The sequence below is a fragment of the Georgenia sp. Z1344 genome (assembly GCF_049856295.1).
Taxonomy (GTDB): Bacteria; Actinomycetota; Actinomycetes; order Actinomycetales; family Actinomycetaceae; genus JB111.
Genome location: NZ_JBNDMZ010000015.1, coordinates 22,009 through 41,127, shown reverse-complemented (window position 1 = coordinate 41,127; position 19,119 = coordinate 22,009). Strand labels below are relative to the sequence as shown.

Sequence of the window (19,119 nt, the reverse complement as noted above, 5' to 3'; positions counted from 1 at the left end):
AGACCGGTCCCTGGCCGCGGTCGTGGCGGTGCCGGCGCGCTGCCGCGAGCACGACCGGCGCGGTCGGCGCGGTCGGCGTCCGGAGCGGTCAGCCCTCCGCCTTGATCCGGGCGTCCCGCATCGGGGAGAGCGTCACCACGAGGGTCGCGACGGCGAACACCGCCGCGACGGCGACGAACGTCCACCGGTACCCGATCGCACCGACGAGCACGCCGCCGGCCAGCGCCCCGACGAGGGCCACGGTCCGGTTGGCCGACCGCCTGCCCGCGTTGACCCGGCCGAGCATCGCCCGCGGGGTCCGCAGCTGCCACCAGCCCATCTCCGGGGCGTCCTCGACGCCCATCCCGAAGCCGTGGACGAGCTGCACCCCGGCGAGCCAGACGACGAGCAGCCAGACGTCGGCGTCGGCGGGGGTGAGGGCGCCGGCCACCCAGGCGGGCACCATGAGGGCGCGCCCGAGGACGACCGTGCGCCCGGCGCCGAGCCGGGCCGCGACGGTGGTCGAGGTGAGCGTGCCGACCAGGGCGCCGACCCCGCCCAGCGCGAGGACGAGACCGTACGCGGCGGCGGAGAGCTCGAGCTCGCGCAGCACGAACAGCCCGAGAGCCGTCGTCACCGCGCTGTTGGCGAGGAACCACACGTGCGTGGAGATCGCCAGCGGCGCGAGCGTGCGGTGCCGGTAGACGAAGCCGAGCCCCTCGGCGATCCCGCGCCACAGGCGGGGCCGGTCGGGGTGCGGCGGGGGCTCCTCCTCGCGGATCCCCGCCACGAGCAGGGCGGACGCGAGCCGGGAGATCGCCGTGACGACGAGGGCGAACGGGGCGGTGACGAGCGCGACGACGGCGCCGCCCAGCGCGGGCCCGGACGTCTGCGCGACCGTCGAGGCCTGGCCGATCCGCGCGTTCGCCGCCACGAGCGATCCGCGGGGGACGAGGTCGGGGAGGTAGGTCTGCTCCGCGGCGGCGATGACGACGCCACATGTGCCGACGGCGACCAGCACGAGGGCCGTCAGCCCCACGGTGAGCGCGCCCGCCAGGTGGAGAAGGGGGATGGCCGTGAGCAGGAGGGCCTGGACGATGTTGGTGATGACGAGGGTGGGACGGCGCCGCCAGCGGTCGACGTAGGCGCCCGCGATCAGCCCGACGAGCAGGTAGGGCAGGAACTGCGCCGCCCGGACCGCCCCGACCTCGGCCTCCGAGGCGTGCAGGACGTCGATGACGAGGACGTCGACCGCAACCACCGAGACGGCCGCCCCGACCTGCCCGACCGAGGTGGAGAGCCATAGCCCGCGGAAGCCTTGCCGGCGCAGCGGTTCGACGGGACACGACGGGCCGGTGCCGGCGTCGGTGGAGCTCACGCGCGTCCGCCGCGTCTCACGCGCGCGGACGGGACTGTGAGCGCCTCACGAGAGAGGGGCCGACGACGACGGCGCCCACCGCCCGGCACCGCTCGGCGAGCGCGCGGTCGGCCGTCGCCACGACGACCCGCACGAAGCCCGGCTCCGGCGGGGCGGGGGAGTTTGCCGCGAGCGCGGCGGCGACCCGGACGATCTCGTCGTCGCCCTCGCCGGGGGCCTCGTGGACCGTGACGTCCGCGGTCGAGCCGACCCCGCGCGCGGCGCCCTCGGTGACGAGGTGGATCTCGGGGAACCAGCGCGTCCCGGGCAGGCCGACGGCGTCGGCGGGCAGCCCGTTCGCGGCGAGGTCGGTGAGGGAGTCCCGCAGGCGCACCGTGGCGGCGCGTCGGTCGCGCCACCAGCCGTCCGGCACGGAGCCGACGACGTTCGCCGAGTCGACGACGAGCACCACGCGCCCGAGCATCCCGGCGAGCTCGTCGAGGGAGTCGGCGAAGGCGGGCAGGAGGGGTAGGTCCCCGGATCGGAGCTCTGGGGCGCCGACCCAGCGGACCTCGAGCGACTCGGCGTCGGTCGCCGCCACGCGGGCGGACGGGGCGGCCCGGGCGACGACGGTCGTGTACGACCAGTCCGGGTGGGTGAGGACGCGGGTGGCGAGGACCCGCAGGTGGCGCTCCTCGATCCCGGACTCCTCGGCGGCCTCGCGCATGGCCCCGGTCAGCGCTGTCTCGCCGTCGGCGATGGCGCCGCCCGGGATGCCCCACGTCCCGCCGTGGTGGGACCACGCGGCACGGTGCTGGAGGGCGAGCTCGACGCCGGCCGCGTCCGTGGGCCCGGCTGCGTCCACGGCCCTGCTCGCGTCCTCGACGGCGGTCGCACCGGGGGTGGCGCCGTCGTCGTGCCCCGACACCGGCCGCCACGCGAGGAGACCGGCCGCGCCGTTGAGGCCCCAGTGCCGGGCGCCGCAGGCGCACTCGACCCAGCCGTCCCCCGGCATGCGCATCGGGCGTCGCGCGGACGGGGGAGGGCCGGGGGCGGTCACGGGGCGGGCGGCAGCGGGACCGGCGACGGCGTCGTCTCGGGGGTGTCCGTTCCCGGGGCGTCCCCGCCCGGGGCGCCGTCCCCCGCGGGGGGCGACCCTGCGGCGTCGGGCGTGGCGTCGGACCCGGCGTCGACGATCGAGCAGATGACGGTCCCCGCCGAGACGGTGGCGCCGGCGGTGCCGGACAGCCCGGTCACGCGGCCGGCGCGATGCGCGGCGAGCGGCTGCTCCATCTTCATGGCCTCGAGGACCACGACCGTCTGGCCGGCCTCGACGAGGTCGCCCTCGGCCACGGCGAACGTGACGATCGTGCCCTGCATGGGGGCCTTGAGCGCGTCGCCGCCCGAACCGCCGGCACCTCCGGTACCGCGGGCGGCACCGGAGCGGCGCAGGGGCCGGCGGACCGGGCCGCGGCCGAAGCGGTTCTGGGAGATCCCCAGGCCCGCGGGGATGACGACCTCGAGGCGCTTGCCGCCGACCTCGACGACGACCCTCTCGGTCGGGGCCGGCTCCGGCGCGGGCTCGTCGGCCGGCGGGGTCTCGGGGCGGGTGCTCGGCAGGCCGCTGAGCTCCTCGGCGTAGTCGTTCTCGATCCACGTGGTGTGGACGCGGAAGGCCTCGGGGCCGTCGGCGGCGACGTAGTCGGGGTGGTCGAGCACCGAGGCGTGGAACGGCAGGACCGTGGGGACGCCGGCCACGCGGGTCTCGCGCAGGGCGCGGCGCGCGCGCTCGATCGCCTGGGTGCGGGTGGCGCCGGTGACGATGATCTTGGCGAGCATCGAGTCGAACGCGCCGGAGATCTCGTCGCCCGCGACCACGCCGGAGTCCACGCGGATGCCCGGGCCCGCGGGCCACGCGAGCTCGGAGACGGTGCCGGGCGCGGGCATGAAGCCGGACGCGGGGTCCTCGCCGTTGATCCGCAGCTCGATCGAGTGGCCGCGCAGCGGGACCTCGTCGTAGCCGAGGGGCTCGCCGGCCGCGAGGCGCAGCTGCTCGCGCACGAGGTCGATCCCGCTGACCTCCTCGGTCACCGGGTGCTCGACCTGGAGGCGGGTGTTGACCTCGAGGAAGGAGATCGTGCCGTCCACCCCGAGGAGGAACTCGCACGTGCCGGCGCCGACGTAGCCGGCCGCCGAGAGGATCGCCTTCGACGACTCGACGAGACGCGCGTTCTGCTCGTCCGTGAGGAACGGCGCGGGCGCCTCCTCGACGAGCTTCTGGTGCCGGCGCTGCAGCGAGCAGTCGCGGGTGGAGACCACGACCACGTTGCCGTGGGTGTCGGCGAGGCACTGGGTCTCGAGGTGCCGGGGGCGGTCGAGGAACCGCTCGACGAAGCACTCGCCGCGCCCGAACGCCGCCGTGGCCTCGCGGACCGCGGAGTCGTACTGGGCGGTGACCTCCTCGGCGCTGCGGGCCACGCGCAGGCCGCGGCCGCCGCCGCCGAAGGCCGCCTTGATGGCGAGCGGGTAGCCGTGCTCGGCGCCGAACGCCTCGATCTCGGCCGCGCCGGCGACCGGGTCCTTCGTGCCGGGCACGAGCGGGGCTCCGACGGACTGGGCGATCCGGCGGGCGGTCACCTTGTCGCCGAGCGACTCGATCGCGGCCGGCGGCGGGCCGATCCACAGGATCCCGGCGTCGGTGACGGCGCTCGCGAACTCGGCGTCCTCGGACAGGAAGCCGTAGCCCGGGTGCAGCGCGTCGGCGCCGGAGCGTCGGGCGGCGTCGAGGACCTTGCCGGCGTCGAGGTACGTCTCGGCGGCGCGGGTCCCGGACAGGGCGTAGGCCTCGTCGGCGAGCAGCACGTGCTGCGCCTCGCGGTCCTGGTCGGCGTAGACGGCGACGGTGGCGATCCCGGCGTCGCGGCAGGCGCGCACCACCCGGACGGCGATCTCGCCGCGGTTGGCCACGAGCACCTTGCGGGGCAGCGGGTACGTCCCGTCGTTCGCCATGCCTCTCCTCGCTGCCGGTGGGTGCGCGGACGCCTGCGTGCGCGCGTGCCCCGCTACGTTAGCCGAGGGTGCGTCGAGGCCCAATCAGGGGTGGTGTGACGTTCTGCGCGGCCCGCCCGATTCCCGCCGTGGTCGAGAGTGCGGGTCAAGGCCCCCGCAGTCGTCGAGATTGCGGTTCGTGCACGCCGAGATTGCGGTTGGTCGCCCCGCGTCGGTCGAGAGTGCGGGTCAGTGCGACCTGCACCGAGGTCGTGGTTCGACGTCGTCGAGGGTGCGGTTCGTCGTCAGGCCCAGAGCTCGGTCACCGAGACACCGTGCTGCCCGAGCAGGTCGCGCAGCAGCGGCAGCGAGACCCCGACGACCCCGTGGAAGTCCCCCTCGATCCCCGCGACGAACGGCCCCCCGATCCCGTCCACCGTGAATCCGCCGGCCACCTTCAGCGGCTCGCCGGTCGCCACGTAGGCGTCGATCTCGTCGTCGGAGAGGTCGGCGAAGAGGATGACGGCCGAGGACACGCCCCCGACGCCGACCCCGCCGTCCCGGCCGGCCCCGGCGTCGACGAGCCAGTGCCCGGTGTGCAGCACGCCCGTGCCGCCGCGCATCGCGCGCCACCGCCGGGTCGCCGTCTCGGGGTCGCCGGGCTTGCCCACCACCTCGACCCCGGCGCCGAGGTCGGCCTCGAGCATGGAGTCGCACCCGAGCACGAGGACCCGCTCGCCGGGCGCCGGTGCCAGGTGGCCTGCGACGTCCTCCGCCTTGGAGCGGGCGAGCGCGAGGACCTGGTCGGCGGGCGAGAGTGGGGGAGCGCCCGCCTCCGCCGCCGCGCGCGCCTGCGCCTCGAGCACGGCGGGCTCGTCGACGTCGGAGACCTGGACGTCGTGCACGATCTCCGCCGCGGTCAGCGTGGCGGTGCGGGCGGGCGAGGCGGAGGCGAGCAGGAGGCGAAGCACGAGCGGCAGGCTATCGGCGGTACGGACGGCTCCCAACCGCACTCTCGACGCGCAGGCGGTCTCCCAACCGCAGTTTCGGCGTGCACCAACCGCAATTTCGACGTGCACCAACCGCAATCTCGACGAAACGGGGGCGAGGGTCAGGCGAGGGCGCGGCGGAGGGTGTCGAGGCCGACCGAGCCGACGTCGAGCGCCCGCCGGTGGAACCGCCTGAGGTCGAAGTCGGCGCCCTCGCGCTCGGCGGTCTCGTCCCGGATCTGCTCCCAGATCCGCTGGCCCACCTTGTAGCTCGGCGCCTGGCCGGGCCAGGTCATGTAGCGGTCGAGCTCGAAGGCGAGGAAGGCGTCGTCGGAGTTCGCGTTCTCCTGGAGGTAGGGCCACGCGACCTCGGCGTCCCAGGGCCCCGTGCCGAGGTCGGCGGGGCGGGGCAGCCCCAGGTGCACGCCGATGTCGAGGACGACGCGGGCCGCGCGCATCCGCTGGCCGTCGAGCATGCCCATGCGGTCGCCCGGGTCGTCGAGGTAGCCCAGCTGCTCCATCAGCCGCTCGGCGTACAACGCCCACCCCTCGCCGTGGCCGGAGACCCACACGCCGACCCGCCGGTAGGTGTTGAGCAGCGACGAGCGGTAGGCCGTCTGTCCGGTCTGCAGGTGATGGCCGGGCACGCCCTCGTGGTAGACGGTCGTCAGCTCGCGCCAGGTGCCGAACTCGGTCACGCCCTTCGGCACGGACCACCACATCCGGCCTGGCCGCGAGAAGTCCATGCTCGGCGCGGTGTAGTAGATGCCGCCGGTCTGGGTCGGGGCGATGCGGCACTCGAGCCGGCGCACCGGCCCGGGGATGTCGAACGAGGACTCGGCCAGCTCGGCGACCGCCCGGTCGGAGGTCTCCTGCATCCACGCCTGCAGCGCGTCGGTGCCGTGGAGCTTCCGCGCCGGGTCCGCGTCGAGCCGCGCCATCGCCTCGGCGACCGTGGTGCGGGGCCCGTACAGCTCCGCCGCGACGGCCTCCTGCTCGGCCGTGAGCCGCGCGACCTCCTCGAGCCCCCACGTGTACGTCTCCTCGAGATCGACGTCCGCACCGAGGAAGTAGCGCGAGTGCAGTGCGTAGCGCTCGGCCCCGACGGCGTCGCCCGCCTCCGCGTGCGGCGCCAGCTCCGTCCCGATCACCTCGGCGAGAGCGCCGTAGGCCGCCCGCGCCGCCTCGGCGCCCCGCGTCAGGTCGGCGGCCAGCTCGGCGGACGGCTCGGCGCCGTCGACCCGGGCCCCGGCCGCGAACGACGTGAAGAAGGAGTCCTCGCCGGCGAGCTCACGCGCCTGCTCGACGCCGATCCGCACCTGGCGCTTCGACGGGTACCTCCCGCGGGCGGCCTGGGCCCGCAGCGACTCCGTGTAGCCCGCCAGCGCGTCCGGGAGAGTGCGGAGGCGCTCGGAGATCCACGACCAGTGCTCGGCGGTCTCGGTCGCCATGAGGTCGAACGTGTCGCGAAGGAACTGGATCGGTGAGGAGAGGTTGTTGATCGGGGCGAGGTCCTCGCCCGCCTCGTGCAGCGCGATCTCGGCGCCGAGGCGCTCGCGCAGGACGTCGGCGGTCACGGCGTCGACGTCGTCGGCCGGCTCGATCCCCGCGAGCTCGGCGAGCGTGCCGCGGCGCTGGTCCGCCCGGGCGGCCACGCCGGCGGGGGAGAGGTCCGGCCACTCGTGCTCGTGCCCGGGCAGCCCCATGTCGGTCGCCTCGGTCGGGTCGAGGGCCGCGGCGGCGGCGAGGTGGCGCTCGGCCAGCTCGTCGATCGCGGTGGCGGTGCGCGGGGCGGGCTCGGGCGTCGTCGTGGTCACCGGCCCAGGCTAGGGGTGCTCCGACTCACCCGGCGAGCGCTTTGTCGACCACCTGCTCGCCGGCGCGTACGCACCACGAGGAGTGGCCGGTCCCGAGGTCGACCGGGGCCGGCTGCTCCTGCGCGCACGCATCGATCGCGAGCGGGCAGCGGGTCCGGAACACGCAGCCCGACGGCGGGTCGATGGGCGAGGGGACGTCGCCGGCGAGGATGATCCGCCGCCGCTCCCGCTCGGCGACCGGGTCCTCGAGCGGGATCGCGGACATGAGGGCCTGCGTATACGGGTGCCCGGCCGTGCCGTAGAGGGAGGACGCCGGGGCGGACTCCATCGCCCGTCCGAGGTACATGACGAGCACGTCGTCGGACATGTGCTCGACCGAGGCGAGGTCGTGGCTGATGAACAGGTACCCGAGCCCGAGCTCGGTCTGCAGCTCCTTGAGCAGGTTCATCACCTGTGCCTGGACGGAGACGTCGAGGGAGGCGGTCGCCTCGTCGAGGATGAGCAGCTTCGGCCCCGAGGCGAGCGCGCGGGCGATGCACACCCGCTGGCGCTGACCGCCGGAGATCTCGTGCGGGTACCGGTCCGCGAACCGCTCGGGCAGCCCCACGAGGTCGAGGAGCTCGCTCACGCGCCGCCGTCTCCCCGCCCGCTCGCCGATCCCGTGGATCCGCAGGGGCTCGCTCACCGACGTGGCCACCGTGCAGCGCGGGTCGAGCGCCGCCCGGGGGTCCTGGAAGACCATCGCGACGTCGCGGCGCAGCGCCTTGAGCTCGGCGCCCCGCGCGGCGAGCACGTCGCGCCCCTCGAGCCGCACCGTCCCCGAGGTAGCCGGCACGAGGCGCATGATCGCGTTGCCCACGGTGGACTTTCCCGAGCCGGACTCCCCGACGAGCCCGAGCGTCTGCCCGGCCCGGATCGTCAGCGAGACGTCCTCGACGGCGTGCACGCGCGCCGTGCGGGACCCGCGCACGGGGAAGCGCACGACGAGGTCCTCGACCTCGAGCAGCGGCTGGTCGCTCATGCGTCCTCCTCCACGAGATCCGACTCCGCGCGAGCCGTACCACCACCGTCGATCGGCCCCATGTCCGCCCGGTACCACGACCGGGCGAGGTGACCGGGGGAGACCTCCCGCAGCTCGGGGTGCTCGCTCTCGCACCGGGCATCGCCGCGGACCGAGCAGCGGTCCCAGAACACGCAGCCGGGCGGCACGGCGCGCGGGTCCGGCGGCGCCCCGGGGATCGTCGTCAGCGGCGAGCCGTCCCCGCCGGCACGCGGGCGGGACTCGAACAGGCCGCGCGTGTAGGGGTGCGCCGTCGACCGGAAGAGCTCGACGGTCTCGGACTGCTCGACGATCTCCCCGCCGTACATGACGACGACCTCGTCGGCGATCGACCCGACGACGGCGAGGTCGTGGCTGATCCACACGACCGCCGTGCCGAGCCGCTCCCGCAGGTCCCGCACGGCGTCGAGGATCTGCGCCTGGATGGTGACGTCGAGGGCGGTCGTCGCCTCGTCGGCGATGAGCAGGTCCGGGTCGCACGCGAGCGCGATCGCGATCATCACGCGCTGGCGCATCCCGCCGGAGAGCTGGTGGGGGTAGGCGCCCAGGCGCCGCTCGGGGTCCGGGATGCCGACGAGCTCGAGCAGCTCGAGGGCCCGGGTGCGGGCCGCTCGGCGCGTGAGTCCGAGGTGCTCGATCGTCCCCTCGGTCAGCTGCCGTTCGACGTCGAGCAGGGGGTTGAGCGAGGTGGCCGGGTCCTGGAAGACGAACCCGATGCGCCGCCCCCGCACGCGCCGCCGCTGCTCGGCGGACATCGTCAGCAGGTCGACCGGCCCGGCGTCGTCGTCGTCCGCGGCAGGTCCGAGCAGGGACCGGCCCGTGACCCGGGCCCGGTCCGACCCCATGAGGCCCGACGCCGCGAGGACGGACATCGACTTGCCCGACCCGGACTCGCCGACGATCCCGAGCGTCTGCCCCCGCTCGACGGACCAGGAGACGTCGCGGACGATGCGGGCGTCGCGGATGGACACGTGCAGACCCTGGACCTCGAGGGCCGGTGCGGCGGTCATCGGCGCTCCTCTCCGGCGGTGCCGCGCACGTCGAGGACGTCGCGCAGGGCGTCGCCCAGCAGGTTGAAGGACAGCACGGTGAGGAACACGGCCATCCCGGGGAAGACGGCCATCCACCACTGCTGCGGGAACTCGCGCGCGACGTTGAGCATGCCGCCCCAGCTGGGGGTGGGCTGCTGGACGCCGAGGCCGAGGAAGCTGAGCGCGGCCTCGGACAGGATGGCGAACGCGAGGGACAGCGAGGTCTGGACGATGATCGGCGCCACCGAGTTCGGGAGCACGTGCCCGAGCATGAGCCGCGCGGGTCCTGCGCCGAGCGAGCGGGACGCGCTGACGTAGGTCTCGGTGCGCACCGACAGGGCGGAGGCCCGGGTGACGCGCGCGAAGATCGGCGTGTAGACCACGGCGATCGCGATCGTCACGCTCGTCGTGCCCTTGCCCATGATCGCCACCACGGCCATGGCCAGCAGCATCTCGGGGAAGGCGAACATCACGTCGGTGATCCGCATGATCACCGTGTCGAGGATGCCCCGGAAGAACCCGGACACGAGGCCGAGCGTCACGCCCGCGACGAGCGCGATCGAGACGGACACGAGCGAGACCTGCACCGAGATCTGCGCGGCGAGGATGACGCGGGAGAGGATGTCGCGTCCCACCTCGTCCGTGCCGAAGGGGTGGGCGAGGCTCGGCGCCTGCAGCATGGCGGACGTGTCGACCTCGTTGATGCCCTGCGGCGCCACGAGGTCGCCGAAGATCGCGAGGAGGACGACGAGCAGGAGGAAGCCGAGCGAGATCACGGCGACGGGCCGGCGGAGCAGCCGGCGGACCGGGTGCCGACGCTCGAGCGGCGGCGCGGCCACGGCGGTGGTGGCGGCAGCGCCCGCGCCGTTCGTCGTCGGGCCCGTGGGTGTCTCCCCCGCCGGGGACGGGGCCCCGGAGGCCGGGTCGTGGTCGTCGGTGGTCATGCGCCCTCCGCGATCCTCGGGTCGATCGCCGCGTAGGCGAGGTCGACGAGCAGGTTGACGACGAGGAAGAACGTGGCGATGAGGAGGACCGCGCCCTGGACGACCGGGTAGTCGCGGGCCTCGACGGCGTCGTAGACGAGGTACCCGAGCCCGGGCCAGGCGAAGACGAACTCGACGACGATGACCCCGCCGAGGATCGCCGCCACCTGGGTGCCGACGATCGTGACGACCGGGACCATCGCGTTGCGCAGGACGTGCCAGGACAGGATCGTCGAGCGGCGCAGCCCCTTCGACTCGGCCGTGCGCACGTGGTCCATCGCGAGGACCTCGAGGACGGACGAGCGCACGTACCGCGTGAGGATCGCGCCCGCGACGACCCCGACCGTGACCGCCGGCATGATGACGTGGCTCAGCCAGTCCACCGGGTCCTCGGTGATCGAGGTGTACCCCGACGGCGGCAACCACCCCAGCTGCGTGGAGAAGAGCAGGATGAGCAGGGTGGCGAGGAAGAAGTTCGGCAGGGACACCCCGAGCTGGCTGACCGCCCGGGTGATCGAGTCGGACACCGAACCGTGGTGCGTGGCCGTCCAGACGCCGAGCGGGATCGAGACGAGCAGGGCGATGACGATGCCGACGCCAGCCAGCGACACCGTGGCCGGCAGCCGCTCGGCGAGGATCTGCGTGACCGGCTGGCCGGAGCGGAAGCTGACGCCGAGGTCGCCCGTCACCGCCCGGCCGACGTAGGAGAAGTACTGCTCGACGAGCGGCCGGTCGAGGCCCGCCCGCTCGCGCAGCGCGTCGTAGGTGTCCGGGTCGAACCGGGTGCCCATGGCGATCCGCACCGGGTCGCCCGGCACGAGGTGGACGATCGCGAAGACCACGACCGTCACCCCGAGCAGGACGATCAGCGAGTGACCGATCCGGGTGAGGACGAAGCGCACGGGAGGTCCCGCCTCAGTCGGCGATCTCCGCGTCGCGGAACCGGATCGCCCGGTCCGGCAGCGCGGTGTAGCCGGAGAGGTCGGTCGACCAGGCCTGCACGACGTCGGGGTTGTAGAGGTAGATGTAGCTCGCGGTGTCCGCCACGCGGGTGGCCACCTCGTCGTAGATCTCCTCGCGGGCGGCCTCGTCGGTCTCCGTGCGGCCGGCGTCGAGCAGCTCGTCGAGCTCGGGGTCCGCGTTGCCCTGGTGGTTGTTCGACCCCTCGGAGTGGTGCTGGCTGTAGTAGAAGTCGTCGGGGTCGATGTTGCCGAGCCAGCCGAGCATGAGCATGTCGAAGTTGCCCTCGGTCTGCTCGGACAGCCAGGTGCCGAAGTCGAGGGTGTTGATCGTCGTCGTGATCCCGACCTCCTCGAGCTGGCTCGAGATGATCTGCGCGGCGGTGACGGTCTCCGGGTACTCGGAGGTGACCATGAGGTCGATCGTCAGCGAGGCCGGGTCGACCCCGATCTCGTCGAAGAGCTCGAGCGCGCGGTCCGGGTCGTGGCTGTAGGTCGTGTACTCGGTGAACCAGGACGAGGACTCGGGGATGGCGGTCTGGTTGACGGTGGCGGCCCCGAACATCGTGGCCTCCGTGATCGCCTCCCGGTCGATCGCGTAGGCGATCGCCTGCCGCGCCTCGACCTGGTCCCACGGCTCGTTGCCCTGGTTGAGGGCGAGGTACCAGTAGTCGTTCGACCCGACCTGGCCGATCTCGAGGGCGTCCTCGCCGGAGAGCGTCTCGACCTGCTGGGGCGGCACGTTGTCCGTCCAGTGGATCTCACCGGAGCGCAGCGCGGCCAGCGCCGTCGACGCCTCCGCGATGAACTGGAACTCGACGCCGCCGATCGCCGGCTCCCCGCCGAAGTAGTCGGGGTTGGCGGCAAGCTCGACGGCCTGCCCGGAGGAGTAGGTCTCGAACGAGAACGGTCCGGTGCCGATCGGGTCGGTCGCGATGTCGCCGGAGGAGGCGTTCTCCTCCTGGACGATCGCGACGCCCTTGTACCCGCCGATGCTCGCGAGCAGGTTGGGGGAGGGGGCGCTGACCTGGATCTCGACCGTGAGGTCGTCGGTCGCGGTCACCGACTCGACCGCGGCGAACCGCCACGAGGCGGCAAGCTCCTCGTCGATGATCCGGTTGAACGAGTACGCCACGTCGTCGGCCGTGAACTCCGAGCCGTCGTGCCAGGTCACGCCCTCGCGCAGCTGGAACGTCCAGGTGAGCTGGTCCTCCGAGGTCTCCCACGACTCCGCCAGGGCGGGCTGCATCTCGAGGTTCTCGTCCGGCTCGACCAGGGTGTCGAAGACGTTCTCGAGGATCTGGAACGAGAAGTACGAGGTCGTCGAGTGCGGGTCGAGCTGGTCGGGCTCGCCGGCGATCGCGGCCACGAGGACCTCGCCGGAGGAGCCGGACCCGCCGGACCCGTCGGATCCGGACTCGCCGTCGACGTCGACCGACTCGCCACCGCCCCCGCAGGCGGCGAGGACGAGCAGGGCGGCTGCCGCCACGGCCGTCGGGCGCAGGACGCGGGCTGTGAGGCGCATGGGGGATCTCCTCCGGTGCGGGACGACGACGTCGTCGTAATGAACGTGAGTTCACTATGCTTGGCGTTGGCGGGCGATGCAAGCCCGAATGATGATCGGCGTCACATCGTGACGCGGACGAGACCGGCGTCGACGCCGGAGGTAGGAGGGGGCGTGACCTACTCGATCGTCGCGCTGTCCGACGACGGCGCATCCCTCGGCGTGGCGACCGCGTCGGCGTCGCTCGCGCTCGGCGGGATGGTGCCGGCGCTCGCCCCCCGGGTCGGAGCGCTCGTCACCCAGGCGTGGACGAACGTGACCTTCCGTCCGCGCGGCCTCGAGCTGCTCCGGTCCGGGCTCGCGCCGGCCGATGTCGTCGACGTCCTCGCAGCCGAGGACGAGGGGATCGAGCGGCGCCAGGTGGCCCTCGTCGACGCCCGCGGGCGGGTCGCGAGCCGCACGGGGAGCGGGTGCACGCCGTGGGCGGGGGGCCTCGAAGGTGACCGTGTCGTGGTGGTCGGCAACTGCCTCGCGGGGCCGGGCGTGCTCGACGCGATGCTGGCGGCCTACCGGGACTGCGGGGCGTGGTCGTCTGCTGAGCCGCAGTCTCGATCAGTCGCCGAGCCGCACTCCCGACGACGAACCGCAATCTCGACGACGACGAACCGCAATCTCGACGACGACGAACCGCAATCTCGACGACGGACTGAGCCGCACTCCCGGCCGGGCGGGGCGGGGGACCTCGGACGGCGACTCGTGGCTGCCCTGGCGGCGGGCGAGGCGGCCGGGGGAGACGTGCGCGGGCGGCAGTCCGCGGCCCTCGTCGTCGCCGCCGTGGACGAGGACGACGTGGCCCCGCCGCGGACGGCGCTCGACCTCCGGGTCGACGACCACCGCGACCCGGTCGTCGAGCTGGGTCGGCTGCTCGCGCTGGCCACCGCCGAGGGGGAGGCCGCGGAGGTCGAGCGCAGCGACGGGTAGTGGGCGAGCCCTCCGGCGGCTCAGCGGCTCAGCGGCACGGTGACGCCGAGGACGACGGCCTCGTCGGGGCCGGGGTTCGCCCACCAGTGGCCGGTCGAGCAGTCGTAGGTCAGGGTGTCCCCGGCGCGCAGCCGGCTCGTCCGTCCGTCGACGGTGACGTCGAGCTCGCCGGAGAGGACGTGGACCGCCTCGGTGCCGAGGTGCCGGTAGGGGCGGGACTCGTTCGTCAGGCCGACGGGGACGACGGTGCGGATGACCTGCAGCGGGGCGTCGAGGCTCGGGGTGAGGAGCTCGCGCTCGAGTCCGGGGCTCTCGTCGGGGGTCCGCAGGCGTCGCCCCTCGCCGGCACGGACGAGGGCTGACTGGCTCTCGCGGCGCGGCTCGAGGAGGTCGGTGACGCCCATCCCGAGCGCGTCGGCCAGCGAGCGGAGCGTGCTGAGCGCGGGGTTGCCCTGGCCGCGCTCGAGCTGGGAGACCAGGCCGACGGACAGGCCCGCACGGGCGGCGACGTCCCCGACCCGCAGGCCGAGGCGCAGCCGCTGGGCCCGGGCGGTCTCGGCCAGGTCGGCGGCGGGGCCGCCGGGGACGTCGTCGTCGCTCGCGGCGCGCGGTGTCATGGCGTCGACCCTAACCAGGGGCGTTCGTCGCCCGCCTATCGTGGCTCCGTGCGCCGGTCCGACTACCCCGACCTCGTCCCTGCCGCCGGTCTCGAGACTGTCAGGCCGCACCGGCTCCGGGACAACCTCCGGCGCGTGGTGCTCTGGCTCGCGCCCGTGCTGGCGCTGGGCGCCGTGGTCCTCGTGGTCGAGCACTGGTGGCGCAACGGGACGGACGCTCCGATCCCCTGGGGCCTCCACGTCGTCGTCCTTGCCCTCTCGACGGTCGTGGTCCTCGCCATCCTCGTGCTCGTCCTGCGGCAGCATGGTCGCCCGCTGGAGGTCGACCTCGTCGGCCGGCGCGTGCGGGTCCGGGACGAGACGGTCGGGTTCGAGGCGATCGCCGGGATCACGCCCCACGCGGACGCCGCCCGGCGCGGTGCCTTCGGCAGTGGTGTGCGGGCGTCCGCGAAGGAGGGCGCGGCGATCTGGGTGTGCCTGGCGTCGGGGGTTCGGGCCTCGAGGGCGCTCTCGGGGCCGCTCGGTGGCCGGCTCCGCGAGCGGGACGCCTGGTTGCTCGCCGAGCTCGCCCGCGTGAGCGGCGCCCCCGACTCCGACCTCTCGCGGCGCCTGATCCACGAGGCATACGGCTGGCCGCCGCCGCGCTGACCGACGGCCGGCCGACGACGCATCGACGCGGCCGCGGCCCCCACGCACGACGACGGGGCCACCGGTCCGGGTGGACCGACGACCCCGTCGTGGCGTGCAGGCGCCGGGGCGTGGCGGGCCGGTAGAGGACGGCCCGCCACGCGTCAGCGGGTCTGCTCGATGCGGACGACCCCGAGGCTGTCGGAGCCGTCGCCGTCCCAGTCGCCGAACGCGGCGGTGTCGCCGTCGCGCCCGTAGCGGGTCTCGGTGATCTCGGCGTCGGAGGAGTTCTCGTTCGTCACGAAGAAGTCCGCGCCGCGCTGGAGGGCGACGCTGTCCGCGCCGTCGCCGTCCCAGTCGCCCACGAGGACGAGGTCGGAGTCGCGGCCGAGGGAGAGCTCGCCGTCGACGGACGCGCCGGCCGGGTCGTTCGTCCAGATGACGTCGGCGCCGCGGCGGATGCCGAACGTGTCGGTCCCGTCGCCGTCCCAGTCGCCGACGAGCAGCGTGTCGCCGTCGGCGCCGAAGGCCGCCAACTCGATCTCGCCCGGGTTGTCGAGGTCGTTGACGATCTCCATGACGTTGCCGTCGCGGATCGCGAAGGTGTCGGTGCCGTCGCCGTCGAAGTCGCCCTGGACGAGCTCGTCGCCCGCGTCGCCGAGCTCGACGACGTGCTCCGCAGGGCCGGTGCCCAGCGTGTTCGTGATGTGCAGCTCGCTGCCACGGCGTACCGCGATCGTGTCGCTGCCGTCGCCGTCCCAGTCGCCGACGAAGATCTCGTCGCCCTCGACCCCGTAGAGGAAGCTGTGCACGGCGTTGCCGGCGAGCTCGTCGGACAGGAGGAAGCGCGGCGTGCCGGGCACCGGCTCGGGCTCGGGGGCCGGCTCCGGCTCGGTGCGGGCGGTGTCGCGGGTCGCGGCGTCGGCCTCGCGGGCGGCCTCGGCGTCCGTCGTGGGCTCCTGCTCGATCTCGGGCTCGGCCTGCGGCTCCGCCTCGGCCTGGGGCTCGGCCTCGACCTCGGGGGCGGTCTCGGCGGGCGCATCGGCCGTGGGGGTGGAGCCGGAGGGGCCGCCACCGGCGTAGGTGGCGAAGTTCTGCGTGGCGAACACGCGCCCGTCGGCCGAGACGGCCACGCCGACGCCGAAGTGCGTGTAGGACCCGGTGAGCAGGATGTTGTTGTGCACCGGGGAGTTGCGCCACTGGCTCATGAAGTAGTCGGCCTGGTGGTCCGGGTAGATGCCCCAGGACAGGATCTCGGAGGTCCCCGAGGAGCCGGCGGGCACGGCGGAGCGGCCGTAGTCGCCGCGGTGGACCATGGCGCCGATGCTCGCCTGGTGGTTGGACCAGGACTGGGCGACGGAGTCGATCGAGCCGGTGCGGGTGAGCTGCGAGAGGCCGTTGGCTGCGCGGTAGGCGTTGGTCTGCGCCGCGATCGCGTTGGCGACCTGGTTCTGCCAGCCGGCGTCGGTGCGGATCGAAGGGGTCACGGTGCGGACGCCGGCCGGGGCCTCGGCGGCCTGGGCGCTCGTCGCGACCGACGTCGCCGCGGCGACGGTCAGCAGTGCGGTGGCGACCCGGGGGGCAAGGGTGCGGTGCCGTGCGTGGCGGCCGCGCGGGGGTGCGAACACGTCGGGGGTTCTCCTCGTTATCGGAAAGTTACCGGGCGACGCTAAACCGTGACCTTCGATCGGGTCGAGGAGTTGTGTCATGTCTCACCGGTCGCTCATCGACCGCTCATCGGCTGCTCGCCGACCGCACCCCGGCCGGCCGCGAGCACCCGCAGGACGCCCGCACGCCCCCGGTAGCCTCGGCCGCGTGACCTCACCAGCACCGACGCCGCCCGGACCGCAGCCGATCACCCGGGGCGCGATCGTCGACAACGCCCCTGTCCTCCTCCTCATCACGGTGGGCGTCTCGCTCGTCGGCGCGTTCGCCGGGTTCGCCGCCGGTGGGGGCACCACGGCATGGACGATCGGCGGGTTCGGCATCGGTCTCGTGCTCATGGTCGGCATCCTGTGGCTCACCCTGCGCCCCTACGTGCGCGTCGACGCGGACCTCGGCGCCGCGACGATCGCCGCCAAGGGCCGCACCGTGCCGCTCGCCGAGATCGACCAGCTGCACATCGGGCCGGCGAGCTTCGGCACCTTCGGGAAGCCGGGCGTCCACATGGCGTTCGGGCGCGGCACCGACGTCGTCGCGCCCGTCTACCTCCGGGGCGCCCCGCTCCGGCGCCTCCCCGGGCCGCAGGCCCAGCTGCTCGCCGAGGCCATCCACCGCACCTCGGCGGCGCCCGCGGCCGACGCCGTCGAGGCGCTCGTCGTCAGCGGCATGATCGAGCGGCCCGCCTGGCACGAGGTGCCCGACCCCGACCGGCCCGAGGGCATGGTCCGCTACCTCCTCGTGGGCCCGCTCACCGGGCGTCCCGACCCGGCCGGCCTCGCCCGCGTCGCCGCGAACCTCTCCCTCCCCGTCGAGGCCCTGTCCGCGACCATCGGTGGCAGCGTGCGCGCCTCCCGGGAGGTCGCACGGGCGCTCGCCCGGGCCGGCATCCAGGTCGAGCGCCTCCAGGGACCCGCCGACGACGCCGCCTCCGGCGGGGCGGGCACGAGCGACGGGCCCGGCGTCGATGCCGCCGTGCTCGCCGAGCGGGCCCGCGCCGTCACCGTGCTCACCGAGGGGCCGCGCGACCTCACGGGCATCACCGGTGAGGACTCGACGGCCGCGGTCTTCGAGTACGTGCGCCTCGTCAATCCCGCCGGCGCCCGACAGATGCTCGAGCAGCTCGCCTCCGCCCGGCCCGCGGCACGGGACAAGCAGCTCGACTCCGACGCCGGCCTGCGCAAGGTGTGGGCGCGCTACGGCCACGAGGTCTCGGCCACGTGAGCCGCGGACCCGCGGCGTGAGCGGGCCCGAGGAGCTGGTCCGGCTCACCCCGAACCTCTACCGGCACAACCTCCACGTCGTGGTGATCGGTGTCGCGCTGCTCGGGCTCGCCGGCGCCATGGTCGGGGTCGGCCTGGCCGACCTCCGCGGTGAGATCGCGGAGGTGCGCAGCGGGGAGGTCGTCGTGGGCGGCGCGGCCGGAGCGCTGACGGGGGCGGTCCTCGCGCTGCTCCTCCTGCGGCAGGTCGCCCGGCGGTACCCGCCGGTCACCGCGGATCTCGACACTGGCACGATCCACTCCGGCGGTACGGCCACGCCCCTCGCGGACCTCGACAGCTTCCGCGCCGGCTCCCGGCCCGGCGCCACCTGGTGGGCGCCGACCCCGACGTCCGCGCCCCAGGAGCTGGAGCTGAGCGCGGGCGGTGTCGTCGTCGCCCGCATCCTCCTCATGGGTGTGCCGCTCGTGCGGCGGCTGCCGCGGCGCCACGTCGAGCGGGTCGCCGACGTCCTCGGGCGCGCGGGTGGGGCGACCGCCCCGGTCGTGCGCGCCATGGTCGAGCGCGGGCTGCTCGACCCGCCGGGCTGGCTCGAGCCGCCCGCGGACGGCACGCCCGAGGCCACGGTCCGGTCCGTCCTCCGCGGGGCCGTCGTCGACCGACCCGAGCCTGCCGGCACGCGCGCGGTCTCCCGGAGCCTCGGCGTCGACCCGGATGCCGTCCGCCTCGTCATGCTCGGCGACCCCGGTGCGGCGCGCGCCGTGGTGGCGGCGCTCGTCGCGTCCGGGGTCGACGCCGGCCGGCTCGGCGCGGCCTCGCGCGGGGGCGGGGAGATCCTCGAGCCGCTCGAGCCGGAGTCGGGGAGGGTCGTCCTCGGCGAGGTCTCGACCCCTGTACTCGATGTCGAGGTGGTCCGGGCGCTCGCCGTCCTGACCGGTTCGCGCGACGTCACGGCCGTCGCCGCGCAGGACGGCCCCCGGTACCTCGCCGAGCTGGGCATGCTGCTCAGCCCCTCGGCCACGGGGGAGGTCGTCGAGTGGCTCCGGCGCTCCGGACCGGTGGGTCGCGCCGTCATGCTCCGGATCTCGGCGCGCCTCCGGGGGATGTGGGAGCTGTTCGGAGCCGGCACGGGCCACCCGTCCTGAGAGGCGGGTGCGGCCCGCGGGCCCGGATACCCTGACCCGCGTGACCGGACACCAGCCGCCGTGGTCGCCCACGAGCGGGACGCCGTCGTCTGGGCATGGCGCCCCGCCGCCGGGGCATGGCGCCCCAGGGCCGGGCCACGGGCTGCCGGGTCACGGGACACCGGTGCGCGGTCCGGTCACGATTCCACGCCCGTCCCTCTGGG

16 protein-coding genes are annotated in these 19,119 nt (G+C 74.5%); 4 read left to right on the top strand and 12 right to left on the bottom strand.

The window, feature by feature from the left end:
• Positions 1 to 88 precede the first annotated feature (88 nt).
• From ACPYO6_RS15290 to ACPYO6_RS15245, 10 genes are all read right to left on the bottom strand, one after another.
• Positions 89 to 1,357 (bottom strand): MFS transporter, encoded by a 1,269-nt coding sequence (locus ACPYO6_RS15290; RefSeq protein WP_425715637.1) that lies wholly within the window; start codon positions 1,355 to 1,357, stop codon positions 89 to 91.
• A gap of 16 nt (positions 1,358 to 1,373) precedes the next feature.
• On the bottom strand, positions 1,374 to 2,357 hold the full coding sequence (locus ACPYO6_RS15285; protein ID WP_425715635.1) for an NUDIX domain-containing protein: 984 nt from the start codon (positions 2,355 to 2,357) through the stop codon (positions 1,374 to 1,376).
• A gap of 35 nt (positions 2,358 to 2,392) precedes the next feature.
• The gene (locus ACPYO6_RS15280; protein ID WP_425715634.1) at positions 2,393 to 4,345 is read right to left on the bottom strand and encodes an acetyl/propionyl/methylcrotonyl-CoA carboxylase subunit alpha; all 1,953 of its coding nucleotides are present in this window, start codon (positions 4,343 to 4,345) and stop codon (positions 2,393 to 2,395) included.
• Between the two features lie 284 nt (positions 4,346 to 4,629).
• Positions 4,630 to 5,295: a Maf family protein gene (locus tag ACPYO6_RS15275; protein ID WP_425715633.1), complete on the bottom strand. Its 666-nt coding sequence runs from the start codon at positions 5,293 to 5,295 to the stop codon at positions 4,630 to 4,632.
• A gap of 140 nt (positions 5,296 to 5,435) precedes the next feature.
• On the bottom strand, positions 5,436 to 7,130 hold the full coding sequence (locus ACPYO6_RS15270; protein WP_425715632.1) for a DUF885 domain-containing protein: 1,695 nt from the start codon (positions 7,128 to 7,130) through the stop codon (positions 5,436 to 5,438).
• Positions 7,131 to 7,155: 25 nt separating this feature from the next.
• Entirely contained in the window at positions 7,156 to 8,151 is a 996-nt protein-coding gene (locus tag ACPYO6_RS15265; protein ID WP_425715631.1) for an ABC transporter ATP-binding protein, read from the bottom strand.
• On the bottom strand, positions 8,148 to 9,200 hold the full coding sequence (locus ACPYO6_RS15260; RefSeq protein WP_425715630.1) for an ABC transporter ATP-binding protein: 1,053 nt from the start codon (positions 9,198 to 9,200) through the stop codon (positions 8,148 to 8,150). Before ACPYO6_RS15260 ends, ACPYO6_RS15265 begins: the two co-directional genes overlap by 4 nt.
• Positions 9,197 to 10,165 (bottom strand): ABC transporter permease, encoded by a 969-nt coding sequence (locus tag ACPYO6_RS15255; protein WP_425715629.1) that lies wholly within the window; start codon positions 10,163 to 10,165, stop codon positions 9,197 to 9,199. The genes ACPYO6_RS15260 and ACPYO6_RS15255 overlap by 4 nt, the downstream gene beginning before the upstream one ends.
• The gene (locus ACPYO6_RS15250; protein WP_425715628.1) at positions 10,162 to 11,106 is read right to left on the bottom strand and encodes an ABC transporter permease; all 945 of its coding nucleotides are present in this window, start codon (positions 11,104 to 11,106) and stop codon (positions 10,162 to 10,164) included. Before ACPYO6_RS15250 ends, ACPYO6_RS15255 begins: the two co-directional genes overlap by 4 nt.
• 13 nt (positions 11,107 to 11,119) lie before the next feature.
• Entirely contained in the window at positions 11,120 to 12,688 is a 1,569-nt protein-coding gene (locus ACPYO6_RS15245) for an ABC transporter substrate-binding protein (protein WP_425715626.1), read from the bottom strand.
• A 153-nt stretch (positions 12,689 to 12,841) separates the two neighbouring features.
• On the opposite strand from ACPYO6_RS15245, the gene ACPYO6_RS15240 reads away from it, so the two are divergent.
• Complete coding sequence (locus ACPYO6_RS15240; protein ID WP_425715624.1) at positions 12,842 to 13,648, top strand: DUF1028 domain-containing protein; 807 nt, start codon at positions 12,842 to 12,844, stop codon at positions 13,646 to 13,648.
• 20 nt (positions 13,649 to 13,668) lie between these two features.
• On the opposite strand, the gene ACPYO6_RS15235 is transcribed toward ACPYO6_RS15240, so the two are convergent.
• Positions 13,669 to 14,265, bottom strand: coding sequence for a helix-turn-helix domain-containing protein (locus ACPYO6_RS15235; protein ID WP_425715622.1), 597 nt, complete (start codon positions 14,263 to 14,265; stop codon positions 13,669 to 13,671).
• A gap of 48 nt (positions 14,266 to 14,313) precedes the next feature.
• On the opposite strand from ACPYO6_RS15235, the gene ACPYO6_RS15230 reads away from it, so the two are divergent.
• Positions 14,314 to 14,913, top strand: a complete 600-nt coding sequence (locus tag ACPYO6_RS15230; RefSeq protein ID WP_425715620.1) for a hypothetical protein — start codon at positions 14,314 to 14,316, stop codon at positions 14,911 to 14,913.
• Between the two features lie 143 nt (positions 14,914 to 15,056).
• Here the strand turns inward: ACPYO6_RS15230 and ACPYO6_RS15225 are convergent, their stop codons facing one another.
• Complete coding sequence (locus ACPYO6_RS15225; protein WP_425715618.1) at positions 15,057 to 16,520, bottom strand: CAP domain-containing protein; 1,464 nt, start codon at positions 16,518 to 16,520, stop codon at positions 15,057 to 15,059.
• A 187-nt stretch (positions 16,521 to 16,707) separates the two neighbouring features.
• Here ACPYO6_RS15225 and ACPYO6_RS15220 point away from each other — a divergent pair, with 187 nt between their 5' ends.
• The gene (locus ACPYO6_RS15220) at positions 16,708 to 17,775 is read left to right on the top strand and encodes a hypothetical protein (protein ID WP_425715617.1); all 1,068 of its coding nucleotides are present in this window, start codon (positions 16,708 to 16,710) and stop codon (positions 17,773 to 17,775) included.
• Between the two features lie 16 nt (positions 17,776 to 17,791).
• On the top strand, positions 17,792 to 18,916 hold the full coding sequence (locus ACPYO6_RS15215; RefSeq protein ID WP_425715616.1) for a hypothetical protein: 1,125 nt from the start codon (positions 17,792 to 17,794) through the stop codon (positions 18,914 to 18,916).
• The last annotated feature ends 203 nt before the right edge of the window (positions 18,917 to 19,119 follow it).